General features: G+C 71.5%; 14 protein-coding genes and 1 pseudogene. 5 read left to right on the top strand and 10 right to left on the bottom strand.

Translation table 11 applies throughout. The features are described 5' to 3' along the window. The first annotated feature begins 9 nt into the window (after positions 1 to 9). Complete coding sequence (gene bfr / locus ACZ6ZT_RS19225; protein WP_469720553.1) at positions 10 to 489, top strand: bacterioferritin; 480 nt, start codon at positions 10 to 12, stop codon at positions 487 to 489. A gap of 78 nt (positions 490 to 567) precedes the next feature. Here bfr and ACZ6ZT_RS19220 read toward each other — a convergent pair whose 3' ends face one another. Together ACZ6ZT_RS19220 and ACZ6ZT_RS19215 are read right to left on the bottom strand one after the other, a co-directional pair. Then, positions 568 to 843: a (2Fe-2S)-binding protein gene (locus ACZ6ZT_RS19220; RefSeq protein ID WP_469720551.1), complete on the bottom strand. Its 276-nt coding sequence runs from the start codon at positions 841 to 843 to the stop codon at positions 568 to 570. 159 nt (positions 844 to 1,002) lie between these two features. Next, complete coding sequence (locus ACZ6ZT_RS19215; protein ID WP_469720549.1) at positions 1,003 to 2,358, bottom strand: class II 3-deoxy-7-phosphoheptulonate synthase; 1,356 nt, start codon at positions 2,356 to 2,358, stop codon at positions 1,003 to 1,005. A gap of 405 nt (positions 2,359 to 2,763) precedes the next feature. On the opposite strand from ACZ6ZT_RS19215, the gene ACZ6ZT_RS19210 reads away from it, so the two are divergent. After that, positions 2,764 to 4,662: an anthranilate synthase family protein gene (locus ACZ6ZT_RS19210; RefSeq protein WP_469720547.1), complete on the top strand. Its 1,899-nt coding sequence runs from the start codon at positions 2,764 to 2,766 to the stop codon at positions 4,660 to 4,662. A gap of 40 nt (positions 4,663 to 4,702) precedes the next feature. Here ACZ6ZT_RS19210 and ACZ6ZT_RS19205 read toward each other — a convergent pair whose 3' ends face one another. The 5 genes from ACZ6ZT_RS19205 to ACZ6ZT_RS19185 all read right to left on the bottom strand — a co-directional run bounded on the left by ACZ6ZT_RS19205 (position 4,703) and on the right by ACZ6ZT_RS19185 (position 9,691). Beyond that, positions 4,703 to 5,707 carry a 2-hydroxyacid dehydrogenase gene (locus ACZ6ZT_RS19205; RefSeq protein ID WP_469720545.1) on the bottom strand — a complete coding sequence of 335 codons (1,005 nt, stop codon included), beginning with the start codon at positions 5,705 to 5,707 and terminating at the stop codon, positions 4,703 to 4,705. Between the two features lie 90 nt (positions 5,708 to 5,797). Continuing rightward, the gene (locus tag ACZ6ZT_RS19200) at positions 5,798 to 6,826 is read right to left on the bottom strand and encodes a 6-phosphofructokinase (RefSeq protein WP_469720679.1); all 1,029 of its coding nucleotides are present in this window, start codon (positions 6,824 to 6,826) and stop codon (positions 5,798 to 5,800) included. A 155-nt stretch (positions 6,827 to 6,981) separates the two neighbouring features. After that, entirely contained in the window at positions 6,982 to 7,626 is a 645-nt protein-coding gene (locus tag ACZ6ZT_RS19195) for a response regulator (RefSeq protein WP_469720677.1), read from the bottom strand. 80 nt (positions 7,627 to 7,706) lie between these two features. Next, complete coding sequence (macS, locus tag ACZ6ZT_RS19190) at positions 7,707 to 8,918, bottom strand: MacS family sensor histidine kinase (RefSeq protein ID WP_469720543.1); 1,212 nt, start codon at positions 8,916 to 8,918, stop codon at positions 7,707 to 7,709. A 38-nt stretch (positions 8,919 to 8,956) separates the two neighbouring features. Then, a complete protein-coding gene (locus ACZ6ZT_RS19185; RefSeq protein WP_469720675.1) occupies positions 8,957 to 9,691 on the bottom strand; it encodes a lysophospholipid acyltransferase family protein in 735 nt (244 codons plus the stop codon). A gap of 166 nt (positions 9,692 to 9,857) precedes the next feature. Between ACZ6ZT_RS19185 and ACZ6ZT_RS19180 the strand changes: the two genes are divergently transcribed. From ACZ6ZT_RS19180 to ACZ6ZT_RS19170, 3 genes are all read left to right on the top strand, one after another. After that, complete coding sequence (locus ACZ6ZT_RS19180; protein WP_469720541.1) at positions 9,858 to 10,637, top strand: alpha/beta hydrolase; 780 nt, start codon at positions 9,858 to 9,860, stop codon at positions 10,635 to 10,637. Next, positions 10,630 to 11,175 (top strand): hypothetical protein, encoded by a 546-nt coding sequence (locus ACZ6ZT_RS19175; RefSeq protein ID WP_469720539.1) that lies wholly within the window; start codon positions 10,630 to 10,632, stop codon positions 11,173 to 11,175. The genes ACZ6ZT_RS19180 and ACZ6ZT_RS19175 overlap by 8 nt, the downstream gene beginning before the upstream one ends. A gap of 182 nt (positions 11,176 to 11,357) precedes the next feature. Continuing rightward, entirely contained in the window at positions 11,358 to 12,215 is an 858-nt protein-coding gene (locus ACZ6ZT_RS19170; RefSeq protein WP_469720537.1) for a hypothetical protein, read from the top strand. On the opposite strand, the gene ACZ6ZT_RS19165 is transcribed toward ACZ6ZT_RS19170, so the two are convergent. The 3 genes and pseudogenes from ACZ6ZT_RS19165 to ACZ6ZT_RS19155 all read right to left on the bottom strand — a co-directional run bounded on the left by ACZ6ZT_RS19165 (position 12,206) and on the right by ACZ6ZT_RS19155 (position 14,442). Next, positions 12,206 to 13,051 (bottom strand): aldo/keto reductase, encoded by an 846-nt coding sequence (locus ACZ6ZT_RS19165; protein ID WP_469720535.1) that lies wholly within the window; start codon positions 13,049 to 13,051, stop codon positions 12,206 to 12,208. The genes ACZ6ZT_RS19170 and ACZ6ZT_RS19165 overlap by 10 nt on opposite strands. Continuing rightward, a pseudogene (locus tag ACZ6ZT_RS19160) lies at positions 12,985 to 14,196 on the bottom strand (JmjC domain-containing protein). Before ACZ6ZT_RS19160 ends, ACZ6ZT_RS19165 begins: the two are co-directional and overlap by 67 nt. 90 nt (positions 14,197 to 14,286) lie before the next feature. Continuing rightward, positions 14,287 to 14,442: a hypothetical protein gene (locus ACZ6ZT_RS19155; protein WP_469720533.1), complete on the bottom strand. Its 156-nt coding sequence runs from the start codon at positions 14,440 to 14,442 to the stop codon at positions 14,287 to 14,289. Positions 14,443 to 14,645 lie beyond the last annotated feature (203 nt).

Below are 14,645 nucleotides of genomic sequence, written 5' to 3'. Positions count from 1 at the left end.
GCCTCTGCGATGCAGGGCGACCCCGAGGTCCTTGAGTTTCTCAACGAGCAGCTGACCGGCGAGCTCACCGCCATCAACCAGTACTGGCTGCACTACCGCATCCAGGACAACAAGGGGTGGACGAAGCTCGCCCACTACACCCGTGCCGAGTCCATCGACGAGATGAAGCACGCGGACAAGATCACCGAGCGCATCCTGATGCTCGACGGCCTGCCGAACTACCAGCGCCTCTTCCACGTACGCGTCGGCCAGACCCTGACGGAGATGTTCCAGGCGGACCGGCAGGTCGAGGTCGAGGCCATCGACCGTCTCAGGCGGGGCATCGAGGTCATGCGCGGCAAGGGCGACGTCACCTCGGCGCGGCTGTTCGAGGAGATCCTGGAGGACGAGGAGCACCACATCGACTACCTCGACACCCAGCTGGAACTGATCGAGACCCTCGGCGAGCCGCTCTACCTCGCGCAGCAGATCGAGCAGCCGGAGAGCTAGGCGGGGGCAGCGGACCCGGGGCAGAGGAGCCAGGGCAGTGGCCCGGGCTCCGGCGCAGCGAGGCGCGGCGAGCCGCAGCTAGGCCGCGTCGGCGAGCGCGGGCTCGGGCGCGGACCCGGCGCCGGCCACGAGCCGGGTGTCGGCCGCCAGGACGGCCGCGGCGTCGCCCTTCTCCAGCAGTTCCCGGCGCGGGCACGCCCCGCGGCCGAGGATCCCCTGGATGGTGCGCACACAGGAACCGCAGTCCGTTCCCGCCTTGGTCACCGAGGCGATCTGGCGCGGGGTGCACGCCCCGGCGGCCGCGTGTTCCTTGACCTGCCGGTCGGTGATCCCGAAGCAAGAGCAGACGTACACGCGGTTCACCTCCCAAGGGGTGGAACGGTTCGGCAAGGCCATCCCGTATTCGGTGAGGCTTACCTAACCGTACCTGGAGTGAGGGTCGCCTGAAAGACCCGGATACGCCGATGGGGCGCGGATCACAGCGATCCGCGCCCCATCGTCGTACGAAGCCACTTACTGATCGCGGTACATCTCCGCGACGAGGAACGCCAGGTCCAGGGACTGGCTGCGGTTCAGGCGCGGGTCGCAGGCCGTCTCGTAGCGCTGGTGCAGGTCGTCGACGAAGATCTCGTCGCCGCCGCCCACGCACTCGGTGACGTCGTCACCGGTGAGCTCGACGTGGATGCCGCCCGGGTGGGTGCCCAGCGCCTTGTGGACCTCGAAGAAGCCCTTGACCTCGTCGAGCACGTCGTCGAAACGGCGCGTCTTGTGGCCGGAGGCCGCCTCGAAGGTGTTGCCGTGCATCGGGTCGGTGACCCAGGCGACGGTCGCACCGGACGCCGTGACCTTCTCGACCAGCGTGGGGAGCTTCTCGCGGACCTTGTCGGCGCCCATGCGGACGACGAAGGTCAGCCGGCCCGGCTCGCGCTCGGGGTCCAGGCGGTCGATGTACGTCAGCGCCTCGTCCACGGTGGTGGTCGGGCCGAGCTTGATGCCGATCGGGTTGGCGATCCGCGAGCAGAACTCGACGTGCGCGTGGTCCAGCTGGCGGGTGCGCTCACCGATCCACACCATGTGGCCCGAGGTGTCGTACAGCTTGCCGGTCCGCGAGTCGGTGCGGGTCAGGGCGCCCTCGTAGTCGAGGAGCAGCGCCTCGTGGGAGGCGTAGAACTCCACCGCCTTGAACTCGGCCGGGTCGGTGCCACAGGCCTTCATGAAGTTCAGCGCGTTGTCGATCTCCCGCGCGAGCTGCTCGTAGCGCTGCCCGGACGGGGAGGACTTCACGAAGTCCTGGTTCCAGGCGTGCACCTGGCGCAGGTCTGCGTAGCCGCCGGTGGTGAAGGCGCGCACCAGGTTCAGCGTCGAGGCCGAGGCGTGGTACATGCGCTTCAGCCGCTCGGGGTCCGGGATCCGGGCCTCTTCGGTGAAGGGGAAGCCGTTGACGGAGTCGCCGCGGTAGGTCGGCAGGGTGACGCCGTCGCGGGTCTCGGTGTCCTTGGAGCGCGGCTTGGAGTACTGGCCGGCGATGCGCCCGACCTTGACGACGGGCACGGAGGCCGCGTACGTCAGGACGGCGCTCATCTGGAGCAGCGTCTTCAGCTTGGCGCGGATGTGGTCGGCGGACACGGCGTCGAAGGCCTCGGCGCAGTCGCCGCCCTGGAGCAGGAACGCCTCGCCCTTGGCGACGGCTCCCAGACGGGCGCGCAGCTGGTCGCACTCACCCGCGAAAACGAGGGGAGGATACGATTCGAGGTCCGCGACGACAGCGCGCAGTGCCTCGGCATCGGGGTACGAAGGCTGCTGCGCCGCGGGAAGGTCTCGCCAGGTCGCCTGATGGGCGGGGGCTTGGGTTTCAGCGTTCACGGTCACCCCGTACACATTACGTCGTCCCCCGTGCCGTCCGGCCCAGCGCCCACCTGGTGAGACGGCGTGGCTCCAAGGCCCGGGCCCCGGAAAACGGACGGATTCCATGGTTCACATCCCGGTCCGCCACGGATGCGGCGGGATGGCGCCGGCTTCGGCTAGGGTGCCCCGCATGTACGCACACGCACAGTCCCACCTGAACTGGTGGTGGTCCGCTCCCGGCGGCCCACCCCTCGTGCGTACCCACTGACACGAGCGACGCGAAGGCCGCCCCGAGGGGCGGCCTTCCGCGTTCGCGCGTCCGGGCCGTCCCTCCTGCCGACAAGCCACCCGATCCGCCGGTCCACCGGTTCACCGGTTCACCGGTTCACCGGTTCACCGGTCCGCGGATCCGCCGGAAGGACACCCACCATGCCCCAGCCCCCCTTCGACCCGAGCCGGCTCCTCGACGCCGCCTGCCCGCCCTTCGCCCTGCTGCGCCGCCGCACCCCGGGCCGCGACCACGACACCGTCGAGGTGCTGCTCGGGCCGGTGCACGAGGCGGCGCACCTGGCCGACCTGCCCGTCCGCGAGCTGCCCACCCTCGCCCTCGTCCCGTTCCGGCAGATCCGCGAGCGCGGCTTCGACGTCCGCGACGACGGCACCCCGCTGAGCGTGCTGAGCGCCGAGGAGGCGTACGAGATCCCGCTCGACGCGGCGCTGGCCGCCCTGCCCGCCCACCCGGTGCGGGTCCGCGACGGCGGCTTCGACATCCCCGACGCGCGGTACGCGGCCACCGTCGAGCGGGTGATCCGCGACGAGATCGGCCGCGGCGAGGGCGCCAACTTCGTGATCCGGCGGACCTTCGGGGGCCGGATCGACGGTTTCGGCCGGGCCGACGCGCTCGCCCTGTTCCGGCGGCTGCTGGAGGGCGAGCGGGGCGCGTACTGGACGTACGTCGTGCACACGGGCGAGCGGACCCTGGTCGGGGCCAGTCCGGAGGTCCACGTACGGATGGCGGGCGGGACGGTCGTGATGAACCCGATCAGCGGCACCTACCGCTATCCGGCCGGGGGCCCGACGGCCGAGTCGCTGCTCTCCTTCCTCGGCGACCGCAAGGAGACCGAGGAGCTGTCGATGGTGGTCGACGAGGAGCTCAAGATGATGTGCACGGTCGGCGACCGGGGCGGGGTCGTCGTCGGGCCGCGGCTCAAGGAGATGTCCCACCTCGCGCACACCGAGTACGAACTGCGCGGACGCTCCTCGCTGGACGTCCGCGAAGTGCTGCGGGAGACCATGTTCGCGGCCACCGTGACGGGCTCGCCCGTACAGAACGCCTGCCGGGTGATCGAACGCTACGAGAGCGGCGGCCGCGGCTACTACGCGGGCGCGCTGGCCCTCCTCGGCCTGGACGCGGCCGGCGGCCAGACCCTGGACTCCCCCATCCTGATCCGCACCGCCGACATCGCGGCCGACGGGACCCTGCGGGTGCCGGTCGGCGCCACGCTGGTGCGCCACTCCGACCCGCTCGGCGAGGTCGCCGAGACCCACGCCAAGGCCGCCGGGGTGCTGGCGGCGCTCGGCGTACGGGAGGCTGCGCCCCGCCCGGCCTTCGACGGGACCCGGCTGGGCGACGACCCCCGGGTCCGGGCCGCCCTGGCCGCCCGCCGCGCGGACCTGGCGCCGTTCTGGCTGCGGATGCGGGAGCGGCCCGCGGCGCCGGCCGGGCACGCGCTGGTGGTCGACGGGGAGGACACCTTCACCGCGATGCTGGCGCACATGCTGCGGGTGACCGGCCTGGAGGTGACCGTACGCCGCTACGACGACCCCGGACTGCGCGCGGCGGCCCTCGCCTGGGACGGGCCGGTCGTCCTCGGCCCCGGGCCGGGCGATCCGGCCGCGGCGGACGACCCGAAGATGCGTACGCTGCGCACCCTGACCGGGGAGCTGCTGGCCGGGCACCGGGGCGGGATCCTCGGCGTCTGCCTGGGCCACGAGCTGCTCGCCGCCGAACTGGGGCTGCCGCTGGTGCGCAAGGCGCGACCGGCGCAGGGGGCGCAGACGCGGATCGACCTGTTCGGGGCGCCGGAGGTGGTCGGGTTCTACAACACCTACACGGCGCAGTGCTCCGACGAGTCGGCGGTGCGGCTGGCGGCCGGGGGCGTCGAGGTCTCCCGGGACGCGGTGACGGGCGAGGTCCACGCCCTGCGCTCCGCGGCCGGCTTCGCAGGCGTGCAGTTCCACCCGGAGTCCGTGCTCACGCTGCGCGGGGTGGACCTGCTGCGCTCGCTGCTGGAGGCGGTCCGCGCCCCGGCGCGGGAGCGGGCCTGAGGGCGCGCCGCCGGGAGCCGGACGGGCCCCCGGCGGCGGCTCACGCCGGGGGCGCGTCGGGGACCAGGGTGTTCTCGGAGCGGCGGCCGGCCAGGTAGTCGGCCACGTTGGCGACGGTGGTGTCGATGATCTGGCCGACCGCGTCGCGCGTGTAGTACGCCTGATGGGAGGTCACCAGTACGTGCGGGAAGGTGACGAGGCGCGCCAGCGTGTCGTCCTCGACGGCCTCCAGGGACTTGTCCAGGAAGAACACCCCGGCCTCCGCCTCGTACACGTCCAGCCCCACCCCGGCGAACCGGCCCGCTCGCAACTCCGTGACCAGCGCTTCCGTGTCGATCAGACCGCCGCGGCTGGAGTTCACCAGGATCGCGTCGTCCCGCATCGCCTTCAGGGCGGCCGCGTCGATGAGGTGGTGCGTGGACTCCATCAGCGGTACGTGCAGGCTGACGAGGTCGGCGCCGGCGAGCAGCGTCTCCTTGTCCACGTACTCCATGCCCAGCTCCAGGCAGGCCGGGTTCGGCGTGGCGTCCCAGCCCAGCAGGTTCATCCCGAAGCCGTGCGCGATGCGGGTGAAGGCCTCGCCGATCTTGCCGGTGCCGAGGACCCCGGCCGTGCGTCCGCGCAGGTCCCGGCCCATGAGGCCGTTGAGCCGGAAGTCGAAGTCGCGGGTGCGGTTGGCGGCCCGGACGATCCGCCGGTTCACGGCCATCGCCAGCGTCCAGGCGAACTCGGCGACCGAGTAGGGGGAGTAGTACGAGACGCGGCCGACGGTCAGGTTCAGCCGCCGGGCCACGTCGAGGTCGATGTTGTTGAAGCCGGTGGAGCGCTGGGCGATCATCCGGGTCCCGCCGGCCGCGAGGACGCGCAGGACCCGGGCGCCGAGGTCGGCGTTGACGCTGGAGGAGATGACCTCGTAGCCCGCCGCGATGGGCGCGGTGTCCTCGCTGAGGAAGACGTCGAGGCAGCGGACCTCGTGCCGTCCCGCGAAGGCCCGCTCCAGCAGCGGCTTCTCGTCGGCGGTCACGCCGAAGGCCAGGATCTCCACAGGTGCTCCCCGTACGTCGGGCCGGTCGGACCATGGGTCGTTTCGTCACGATACGACCCATGGCCCGGCCACGCCGCGCACGCCGCCCGGTCAGCCGAAGAAGACCGAGACCTCCTCGTACAGGGCGGGGTCGACCGTCTTCAGCTTCGCGGTCGCCTCCGCGATCGGCACCCGGACGATGTCCGTCCCCTTGAGCGCGACCATCTTGCCGAAGTCGCCGTCGCGCACGGCGTCGATCGCGTGCAGCCCGAAGCGGGTGGCCAGCCAGCGGTCGAACGCGCTCGGGGTGCCGCCGCGCTGGATGTGCCCGAGGACCGTCGTACGGGCCTCCTTGCCGGTGCGCGCCTCGATCTCCTTGGCCAGCCATTCGCCGACGCCCGAGAGCCGGACGTGCCCGAAGGAGTCGGTGGTGGCGTCCTTGAGCACCATCTCGCCGTCCGTCGGCATCGCGCCCTCCGCGACGACCACGATCGGCGCGTAGCTCGCCTTGAAGCGGGAGGTGACCCAGGCGCAGACCTTGTCGATGTCGAAGCGCTGCTCGGGGATGAGGATGACGTTGGCACCGCCCGCGAGCCCGGAGTGCAGGGCGATCCAGCCGGCGTGCCGGCCCATCACCTCGACGACGAGGACCCGCATGTGCGATTCGGCGGTGGTGTGCAGCCGGTCGATGGCCTCGGTCGCGATGCCGACGGCCGTGTCGAAGCCGAAGGTGTAGTCGGTGGCCGACAGGTCGTTGTCGATGGTCTTCGGCACCCCGACGCAGGGGATGCCGTACTCCTCGTACAGCCGGGCGGCCACGCCCAGGGTGTCCTCGCCGCCGATCGCGACGAGCGCGTCGATCTCGGCCTTCGCGAGGTTCTCCTTGATGGCGCGGACGCCGTTCTCCGTCTTGAACGGGTTGGTGCGCGAGGAGCCGAGGATGGTCCCGCCGCGGGGCAGGATCCCGCGGACGGCGGGGATGTCGAGGGGGACGGTGTCCCCCTCGACGGGCCCCCGCCAGCCGTCCTTGAACCCGGTGAACCCGTACCCGTACTCCTGGACGCCCTTGCGGACGACCGCCCTGATCACCGCGTTGAGTCCGGGGCAGTCGCCGCCACCCGTGAGCACTCCGACCTTCATGGAATCTCCCTTCGCCATGACGGTCACGCTAGTGGTGACACAGGTCACAGCAAGGGGCCTGGACGGGTCAATTCCGGTGGAATCGCGAGGCGTTGCGTACGCGTGTTCACTCGTACGGGGACGTAAGTACGACGGACGTCACCCGCCGGGCGCGTTCACGCGTCGTCGAGGCCGCGCTCGATCGCGTACCGGACCAGCTCGACCCGGTTGTGCAGCTGGAGCTTGCCGAGGGTGTTCTGCACGTGGTTCTGCACCGTGCGGTGCGAGATGACCAGGCGCTCCGCGATCTGCTTGTACGAGAGCCCCTTGGCCACCAGCCGCAGCACCTCGGTCTCCCGGTCGGTCAGCCGCGGTGCCTTCGGCTCGTCGGCGGTGGCGGGCGCCGGGCCGGTGGCCAGGCGCCGGTACTCGCCGAGGACCAGGCCGGCCAGGCCCGGCGTGAACACCGGGTCGCCGGCGGCCGTGCGGCGCACCGCGTCGATCAGCTCCCGGGCCCCGGCGGACTTCAGCAGGTAGCCGGTCGCCCCGGACTTGACGGCCTCCAGGACGTCCGCGTGCTCCCCGCTGGCCGACAGGACGAGGACGCGCAGCGCGGGATCGGCGCCGACGAGCTCCTTGCAGACCTGGACGCCCGGCATCCCGGGCAGGTTGAGGTCGAGGACCAGCACCCCGGGGGTGACGGCGCGGGCCCGGCGCACGGCCTCCGGGCCGTCCCCGGCGGTGGCCACGACGTCGAAGCCGGCGGCGGCCAGGTCCCGGGCGACGGCGTCGCGCCACATGGGGTGGTCGTCGACGACCATGACCCGGATCGTGCGGAGCTCGGCGTGCTCGTCGGGCCCCTCCTGCTCGCCGTGCTCCTTGGTCCCGTTCATCGGCTCGGTCACTGGGTCCTCCCCCTCGGTACTTTCAGTTCCACTTCGGTGCCCTGTCCGGGGACGGACACCAGCTCGGCGCTGCCGCCGAGGTCGCGCAGCCGGCCCCGGATGGACAGGGCCACGCCCATCCGGCCCTCGCCCGCCGCCTGGTCGAGCCGCCCGGCCGCGATGCCGGGGCCGTCGTCCCGTACGGTCACGAGGACCTCGTCGCCCCAGTCCTCGACCAGGATCCAGGCCCTGGCCCCGGCACCGGCGTGCCTGCGTACGTTGTCCAGCGCGGCGGCGACGGCGGCCGCCAGCTCCCGCGCCGCGGGCGGGGGCAGCAGCACGGGGGCGCCGGGCTCGGCGAAGCTGACCCGGGAGCCGGCGTACGGGGCGAGCAGGGAACGCAGGTCCAGCTCCCCCTCGTCGGCGCCGGGCTCCTCCACCTCGTAGCTGTCCACCAGGGCGCCCCGCGACCCGTCTCGCGAGACCCGGGAGGGCGGGAGCAGACCGCTGGAGACCAGGGTGCGCAGGGCGACCTCCTGCTCCCCGGCCATCCGGCCCAGGTCGGCGGCCTCGCCGCCCAGCTCGGTGCCGCGCCGCTGGACCATGGCGAGGACCTGGAGGACCCCGTCGTGGATGTCGCGGGCGAGGCGTTCGCGCTCGCGGGTGGCGGCCTCGATCTCCAGGGCGCGGGCGAGGGTGGCCTCACTGGCCCGGGCGACCTCGACGACGTAGCCGATCGCTATCGAGGCGACCCAGACCAGCAGCACGTTGTGCAGGGTGTCGCGGGTGGGGTCGCCGCCGTGGATGACGATGTTGGCGACGGCCACGAAGGTGGAGGCGATGCCCGCCCAGCGCCAGCCGCCCTTGAGGGCGAAGGCGAGGACGGACCCGGCCGTCCAGATGCTGGGGAGCGTGGGGCCGCCCGCCGCGATCCGCTCGTGGGTGTCGGCGAGCGGGGTGAGCAGGATCCCGGCCAGCGCGACGGTGAGGTCGAGGGCGAGGAAGCCGCGGGTGCAGGCCGCGGCGGAGGCCGCCCGGCGGCGGGTCGCCGCCGTCCAGACGGCGAGCACCCCGAGGTAGCCGACCACGACCCACGGCCGGTCGTAGCTCCGGTACGCGGAGGCGAACAGGAGCACCGCGTAGACGGTGGTGAGCAGCCGGTAGGCCGTCAGGGCCCGCCACAGCGGCTGCTCGACCGACATCCGTACGACGCGTTCGCGCCTGGCCATCTCCCCCACCCCCGTGCGGGCGCGCCGACCGCCCGCCGCTACTCCCCGCCGTCCGCCTTCTCGACGGCCTTGGCCGTCTTGGCGGCCTTCTCCGCGGCCTTCTCGGCGTCCGCGATCTGCCGCTTGGCGGCCGTCGCGTAGATGTCCACGTACTCCTGGCCGGAGAGCTTCATGATCTCGTACATGACCTCGTCGGTCACCGAGCGGAGGATGAAGCGGTCCCCCTCCATCCCGTGGTAGCGGCTGAAGTCCAGCGGCTTGCCGATCCGGATGCCGGGACGCATCAGCTTCGGGACGACCTTGCCGGGCGGCTGGATCTTCTCGGTGTCGATCATCGCCACCGGGATCACGGGGGCGCCGGTGGCGAGCGCCACCCGGGCCAGGCCGCCGGGCTTGCCGCGGTAGAGGCGGCCGTCGGGCGAACGCGTGCCCTCGGGGTAGATGCCGAACAGCTCCCCGCGTTCGATGACCTCGATGCCGCTCTTGATGGCGGCCTCCCCCGCGCCGCGCGCGCCGGAGCGGTCCACCGGGAGCTGGCCGACGCCCTTGAAGAACGCCGCCGTCAGCTTGCCCTTGACCCCCGGGGAGGTGAAGTACTCGGCCTTCGCGATGAAGGTGACCTTCCGGTCCAGCACCGCCGGCAGGAAGAAGGAGTCGGAGAAGGACAGGTGGTTGCTCGCGAGGATCGCCGGCCCCTCGGCGGGGATGTTCTCCAGGCCCTCCACCCACGGCCTGAACGCGAGCTTCAGGGACCCGCCGATGGAGAACTTCATTGCGCCGTAGATCAACTCGAAAGCCTTCCTGTGTCTGTCGAACAGACCTTATCCTCTGCCTCCCGCCGGAGCGGCCCGACGACCCTGGTCGGTGTCACGCCGGTCGCGTACGGTGAAGTCACACAGAGCAACGCACCCGCCAACCCTCATGACCAAGGAGACCCTGGTGCCCGTCCTCCCTGGAGCCGAGCCGTTCCGCCACGAGGGCGGAGAGGTCGGCGTCCTCCTCTGCCACGGCTTCACCGGTTCCCCGCAGTCCCTGCGCCCCTGGGCCGAGTACCTGGCCGCGCGCGGGCTGACGGTCTCCCTGCCGCTGCTGCCCGGACACGGGACGCGCTGGCAGGACATGCAGCTCACCGGCTGGCAGGACTGGTACGCCGAGGTGGACCGCGCGCTGCGGGAGCTGCTGGAGCGGTGCGAGCGGGTGTTCGTCTTCGGGCTCTCCATGGGCGGGGCGCTGACGCTGCGGCTGGCGGCCCGGCACGGGGACGCCATCAGCGGGATCGTCCTCGTCAACCCGGCCAACAAGGTGCACGACCCGCTGGCGTTCGCCCTGCCGGTGGCTCAGCACTTCCTCCGCTCGACGGCGGGCATCGCCAGCGACATCGCGAAGCCGGGCTCGGTGGAGGTCGGCTACGACCGGGTCCCGACCCGGGCCGCGCACTCGCTGCGGCAGTTCTTCCGGCTGGTGGACACCGAGCTGCCGCAGGTCACGCAGCCGGTGCTGCTGCTGCACAGCCCGCAGGACCACGTGGTGCCGCCGGTGGACTCGGCGCGGATCCTGGCGCGGGTGTCCTCGACGGACGTCACCGAGACGCTGCTGGAACAGAGCTACCACGTCGCGACGTTGGACTACGACGCGGAGCGGATCTTCGCGGACAGCTATGCGTTCGTCGGGCGGCTCGCGGAGAGCGTCGGCAGGGAGGGGGCGGCCAGCGGTGGCTGAGCACGAGGAGACCTCGGGAGGTGTGCCCCCGCTGGACGAGGAGGCGGCGTGGGCCGCGATCGTCGCGGGGTACGGGCAGGAACCGCCGGACCCGCCGGGGTCCAGGCCGTTCCGGCCGATCGAGAACGTGATGCTGCCGGAGGAGGACGTGAAGCCGGCGCCGCCGGCGGCCCCGGAGCCGGAACCCCCGGCCCTGGGCAGCTCGGTCACCTTCGCCCCCGGCGTGGGTGCGCCGGCCGCCCCGGTCGCCGGGCCGCGGGACCACACGCCGGCCGAGCCGAGGGGCGAGGACGAGGGCCACTTCGTCCCCCCGGAACCGGAACTCCCGCAGGCGGACACGACGGCGAAGTTCGCGTGGCTGGCGGTGGTCGGCGGCCCGGTACTGCTGCTGGTGGCGGTGCTGCTGCAGTGGGACATGACCTGGTGGCTGACCACCCTCGGCATCGGCGGCTTCCTGGGCGGCTTCGCCACCCTGGTGGCCCGCATGACCCACGACGACAACGACCCCGACGACCCGGGCCGCGGCGCGGTGGTCTGACCCCGGGGGGTACGGGCGGGCCGGCGACTGCCGGCCCCGCCGACCCGGAACCGGGAGGCGGGGCCTGGGCAGGACTGCCTCAGAGCAGGTATGGGGGGTCCCGTCAGTCTCATCGTCCTTCGAACGGGTCGTGTCGGAGAGACCGCTGCTGCTACGGTCATCCGTTCGCCGAGGAGGTCATGATGGCTGTTTCCCTGCCTGTCGCCGCCCGTGTAGACCTGCGCCGTCAGCCGGTCGAAGGCGTGCTGGAACGTGTGGAGGAGGCCCTGCACGTGCTGTTGGACCGGGAGGCACTGGTACGCAAACGCCGCTCCTTGGGGGGACGTACGGACCGGGGCACGTGGGTGCGTATCGAGCGGCGGGGATTCGAGCGGATCGGCTCGCAGGGCTGGAACGGGACCGAGGCCGCTGCCGTTCTGCAAGGGGTGGCGATGCCCGAGTGGTACCAGGGCGTGGCGTGGCGCGAGCCGGGGGAACCGGTGATGTGGCGTGCGGATGAGCTGGAGCTGCTTGCTTCGCCGTCAGTCGCCAAGGGCGCCATGGTGCTCGAAGACCCGGGCCTGCCGGATGCGTGGTGGTCGGCTCTCAACGCGTCTTTGGACGCCCTCGCTGAACAGCAGACGCCGCGAACCGCGACGCCGGACACGGTGACGATCACCCAGGAGCAGGTGACGCAGACACTCGGCGAGGTCTTCCCCGGCATCACCGATACGCGGATCGAGCGGTGGGCGCCTGCTCATGCCGATCTCACCTGGGCCAATGTGATGGGGCCGGAGTTCTCCATTATCGACTGGGAGGACTGGGGCATGGCGCCCCGAGGCCTGGACGCCGCCACGCTGTGGGGTAACGCGCTGGCCGTCCCGGCGCTGGCGGACCGCGTCCGCCGGGAACGGCACGCGGACTTGGAGGGCCGGGACGGCAAGCTGATGTCGCTGTTCTTCCTGTCGAAGATCGTCGGGCCCCACGCGTATGAGGAGGACCCGCTGCTGGCGCCGGCCCGGAAGGAGGCCGAGCGCCTGCTGGCCGAGCTTCAGCTCTGACGGTGCCCAAGGAGGGCGCGCAGGTACTGACTGACGGCGGTGGTGTCCACCTCCGCGTCGAGGGCCGTGACCAGCTGGAGCAGGTGACCGGGATTGTCGGTGCCGACGGCCACTGCGGCAGCACTCGGCAGATGGAACGCCGTACGGAGTGCTGCCTGCACGCGGGACAAGCCATCGTGGGGCGGTCGCAGGAACGGGCGAGGGTCGAAGTCCTCCCACGCCTTGCCGTTGCCGCCCCCGAACGGGCTCATTCCCCAGGTCTCGCCCGCCTGCCATGCATTGCGCAGGACGGCCGCGGTGCCGAGGAGGTCGATGCCCACGAGGAACCCAGCCCGGACCATGAGGACGTCCGGAGACGGCAGGTCGTCCACCCCGACCATGCCGAGCGGCCGGGTGTCCCAGGAAGACACACCCCATGTGCGGCACAGGCCCTCGCGGGCCGCGTCGACCAGGGCGGTGCAAGCGCTGCCGAGGAGGGCGTGTCCATCGGCCGGGGACAGGCTCGTGAGGCTCCGTTCGGGGTTGTGGAGGAGCACGGTGTCAGGTTCTCTGCCGAGTTCCTGGGCCGCCTTCTCGATGGCCAGGCGCAGCCGACTTGGATCGAGGGAGTGCTCAGCACCTCCGGCGCCCGGGAAGAAGCCCACCTTCGTGGACAGGGCGAACTTCGGCAGCAGATCAGCAGCCGTCTCGGCCAGCACCGCGTGCGAGCGGAAGCCGAGGTAGGAAGCAGCGGTGTCCAGGGCCGTGACGCCGAGGTCGAGTGCGGCCTTCAGGATGTCGCGGTGGTGACGAGACCGGTGTAGGCCGAGGACAAGGCGGTGGTCAGCTCCGTGCACAGTTCCTCCTTCAGCAGGATCTCGGCGAGCTGTTGCACGTCCAAGCCGGTCTGCTCGGCAGCGGCGGCGATGTCGACGGGGTGGCCGCTCAGCAGCAGGGCGAGCGCGGGGTACGCCTTTCCGGAGAAGGAGACCTTCTTGCCTCCCGCGAGGACGTCCACAGTGTCGGCGTGCTGCTCGATCACGGGCTCGAAGTCGGTGATGCACACGACGGCCGCGGGCTTCCCGAACAGGCCGGTGGCCGGGACATGCCGGGCGGCCAGGCGTTCCCGCTCGCGGGCATCGAAGAAGTCCTGCGGCGTCAGCTTCGTAGCCATCTCGGAAACAGCGTCGGCCAGGAGCCGCTGTTGCCCGTCCCACTGGCCGGGGGAGTTCCAGCGGTCCAGGTCGTACCGGAACAGCTCCTGCGTGCGGGCCTGGTCGGCGAGCCAGGCCAGCCAGTTCACGCCGACGCGCTTCACGATGCCGAAGGTGGCGTGCAGGCTATAGCCGTCGCCTTGGTCGTCCCGAGTGGCCTGGTGCCAAAAGCCGCGCGGGATGTGCATGACGTCGCCGGGCTCCATGACGCCCTGCCACACGCTCTCGTCGCTGGGCTCGGAGTTGGGGGCAGAGTCGCGGTACATCGGTGCCTTGCGCGAGGCATTGCGGACTTCCCAGCTCTTGCGGCCGGCGAGTTGGACGATCACGACGTCGTGGTCGTCCCAGTGGAGCTTGAAGCCGCTGGCGTCCTGGGTGGTCAGGTAGGCGTTCACCTGCACCAGCTCACGGGCTCACCACTGGAGCGCACGGCAGGTGGCTTCCATGGCCGGGTCGAAGAAGTCGACCTCGTCCAGAACCATGGTGCAGCCCTCGCGCATCAGCGCACCGACACGGTTCATGTCGGCCATGGGGATGGCTTGTCCCCGCCGAGTGACGGAGGGGTGGATGTAGCGGCCGGGGTGCAGTTCGGCGCCGTCCTGGAAGATGCGGAACTGGGGGGTGGTGACGCTGCGGCGCATCACCAGGTCCAGCAGCTTCTTGGGGTTGAGCAGGCGATCGAGCAGGTCAAGATCCTCGATCGTTCCCCGGGCAAAAGCGGCTCCGAGTTCCCTGGGGCCGTCCCATCCGAGGGCCTTCTCCATCGCGGTGACGAAGTGGTGGTCCACGTGTTCCTCCAGCCTGCTTCATGGGGGTGAAGGCCGGGGGCCCGGCTTGGCTGACGAGCCCCCGGGTGGTGCTGTGGTGCGCTGGTGGTGCTACTCCTGCGGGAGGTTCAGCCCGTCGCGGTTCTCACCGTCGTCGCCCGCTGAGGTGCCGGTGGAGTCGGACTCCGCCGCCGCAGCGGTGAAGCGGTCCTGGACCCTGATCAGGCTCTCGACGCCGATCAGAAGGTCTTCCTTCTGCGTTGCCATGTGTGTCTCCCATTTCCTTAAGTCCAGAGCCGACGGGTGCCGGCCCAGCCCTGTTGGGGGCATGCCTCACCAGCCCGGGGTTCGAGCCGGTGAGGAGAGGAGGGTGGCCTAAGGCCACGGATCGAGCGAGAGCGGGATTCGGTCCGGAAGCCGCTTGCCGGTCAGCGGCCGGGGTTGGAGAGGATGTCGAACGGGTGGCCCAG

The organism is Streptomyces sp. NPDC102258, assembly GCF_055584685.1.
The sequence above is the reverse complement of the archived record's forward strand: the minus strand, read 5'-3'. Positions and strand labels throughout refer to the sequence as shown.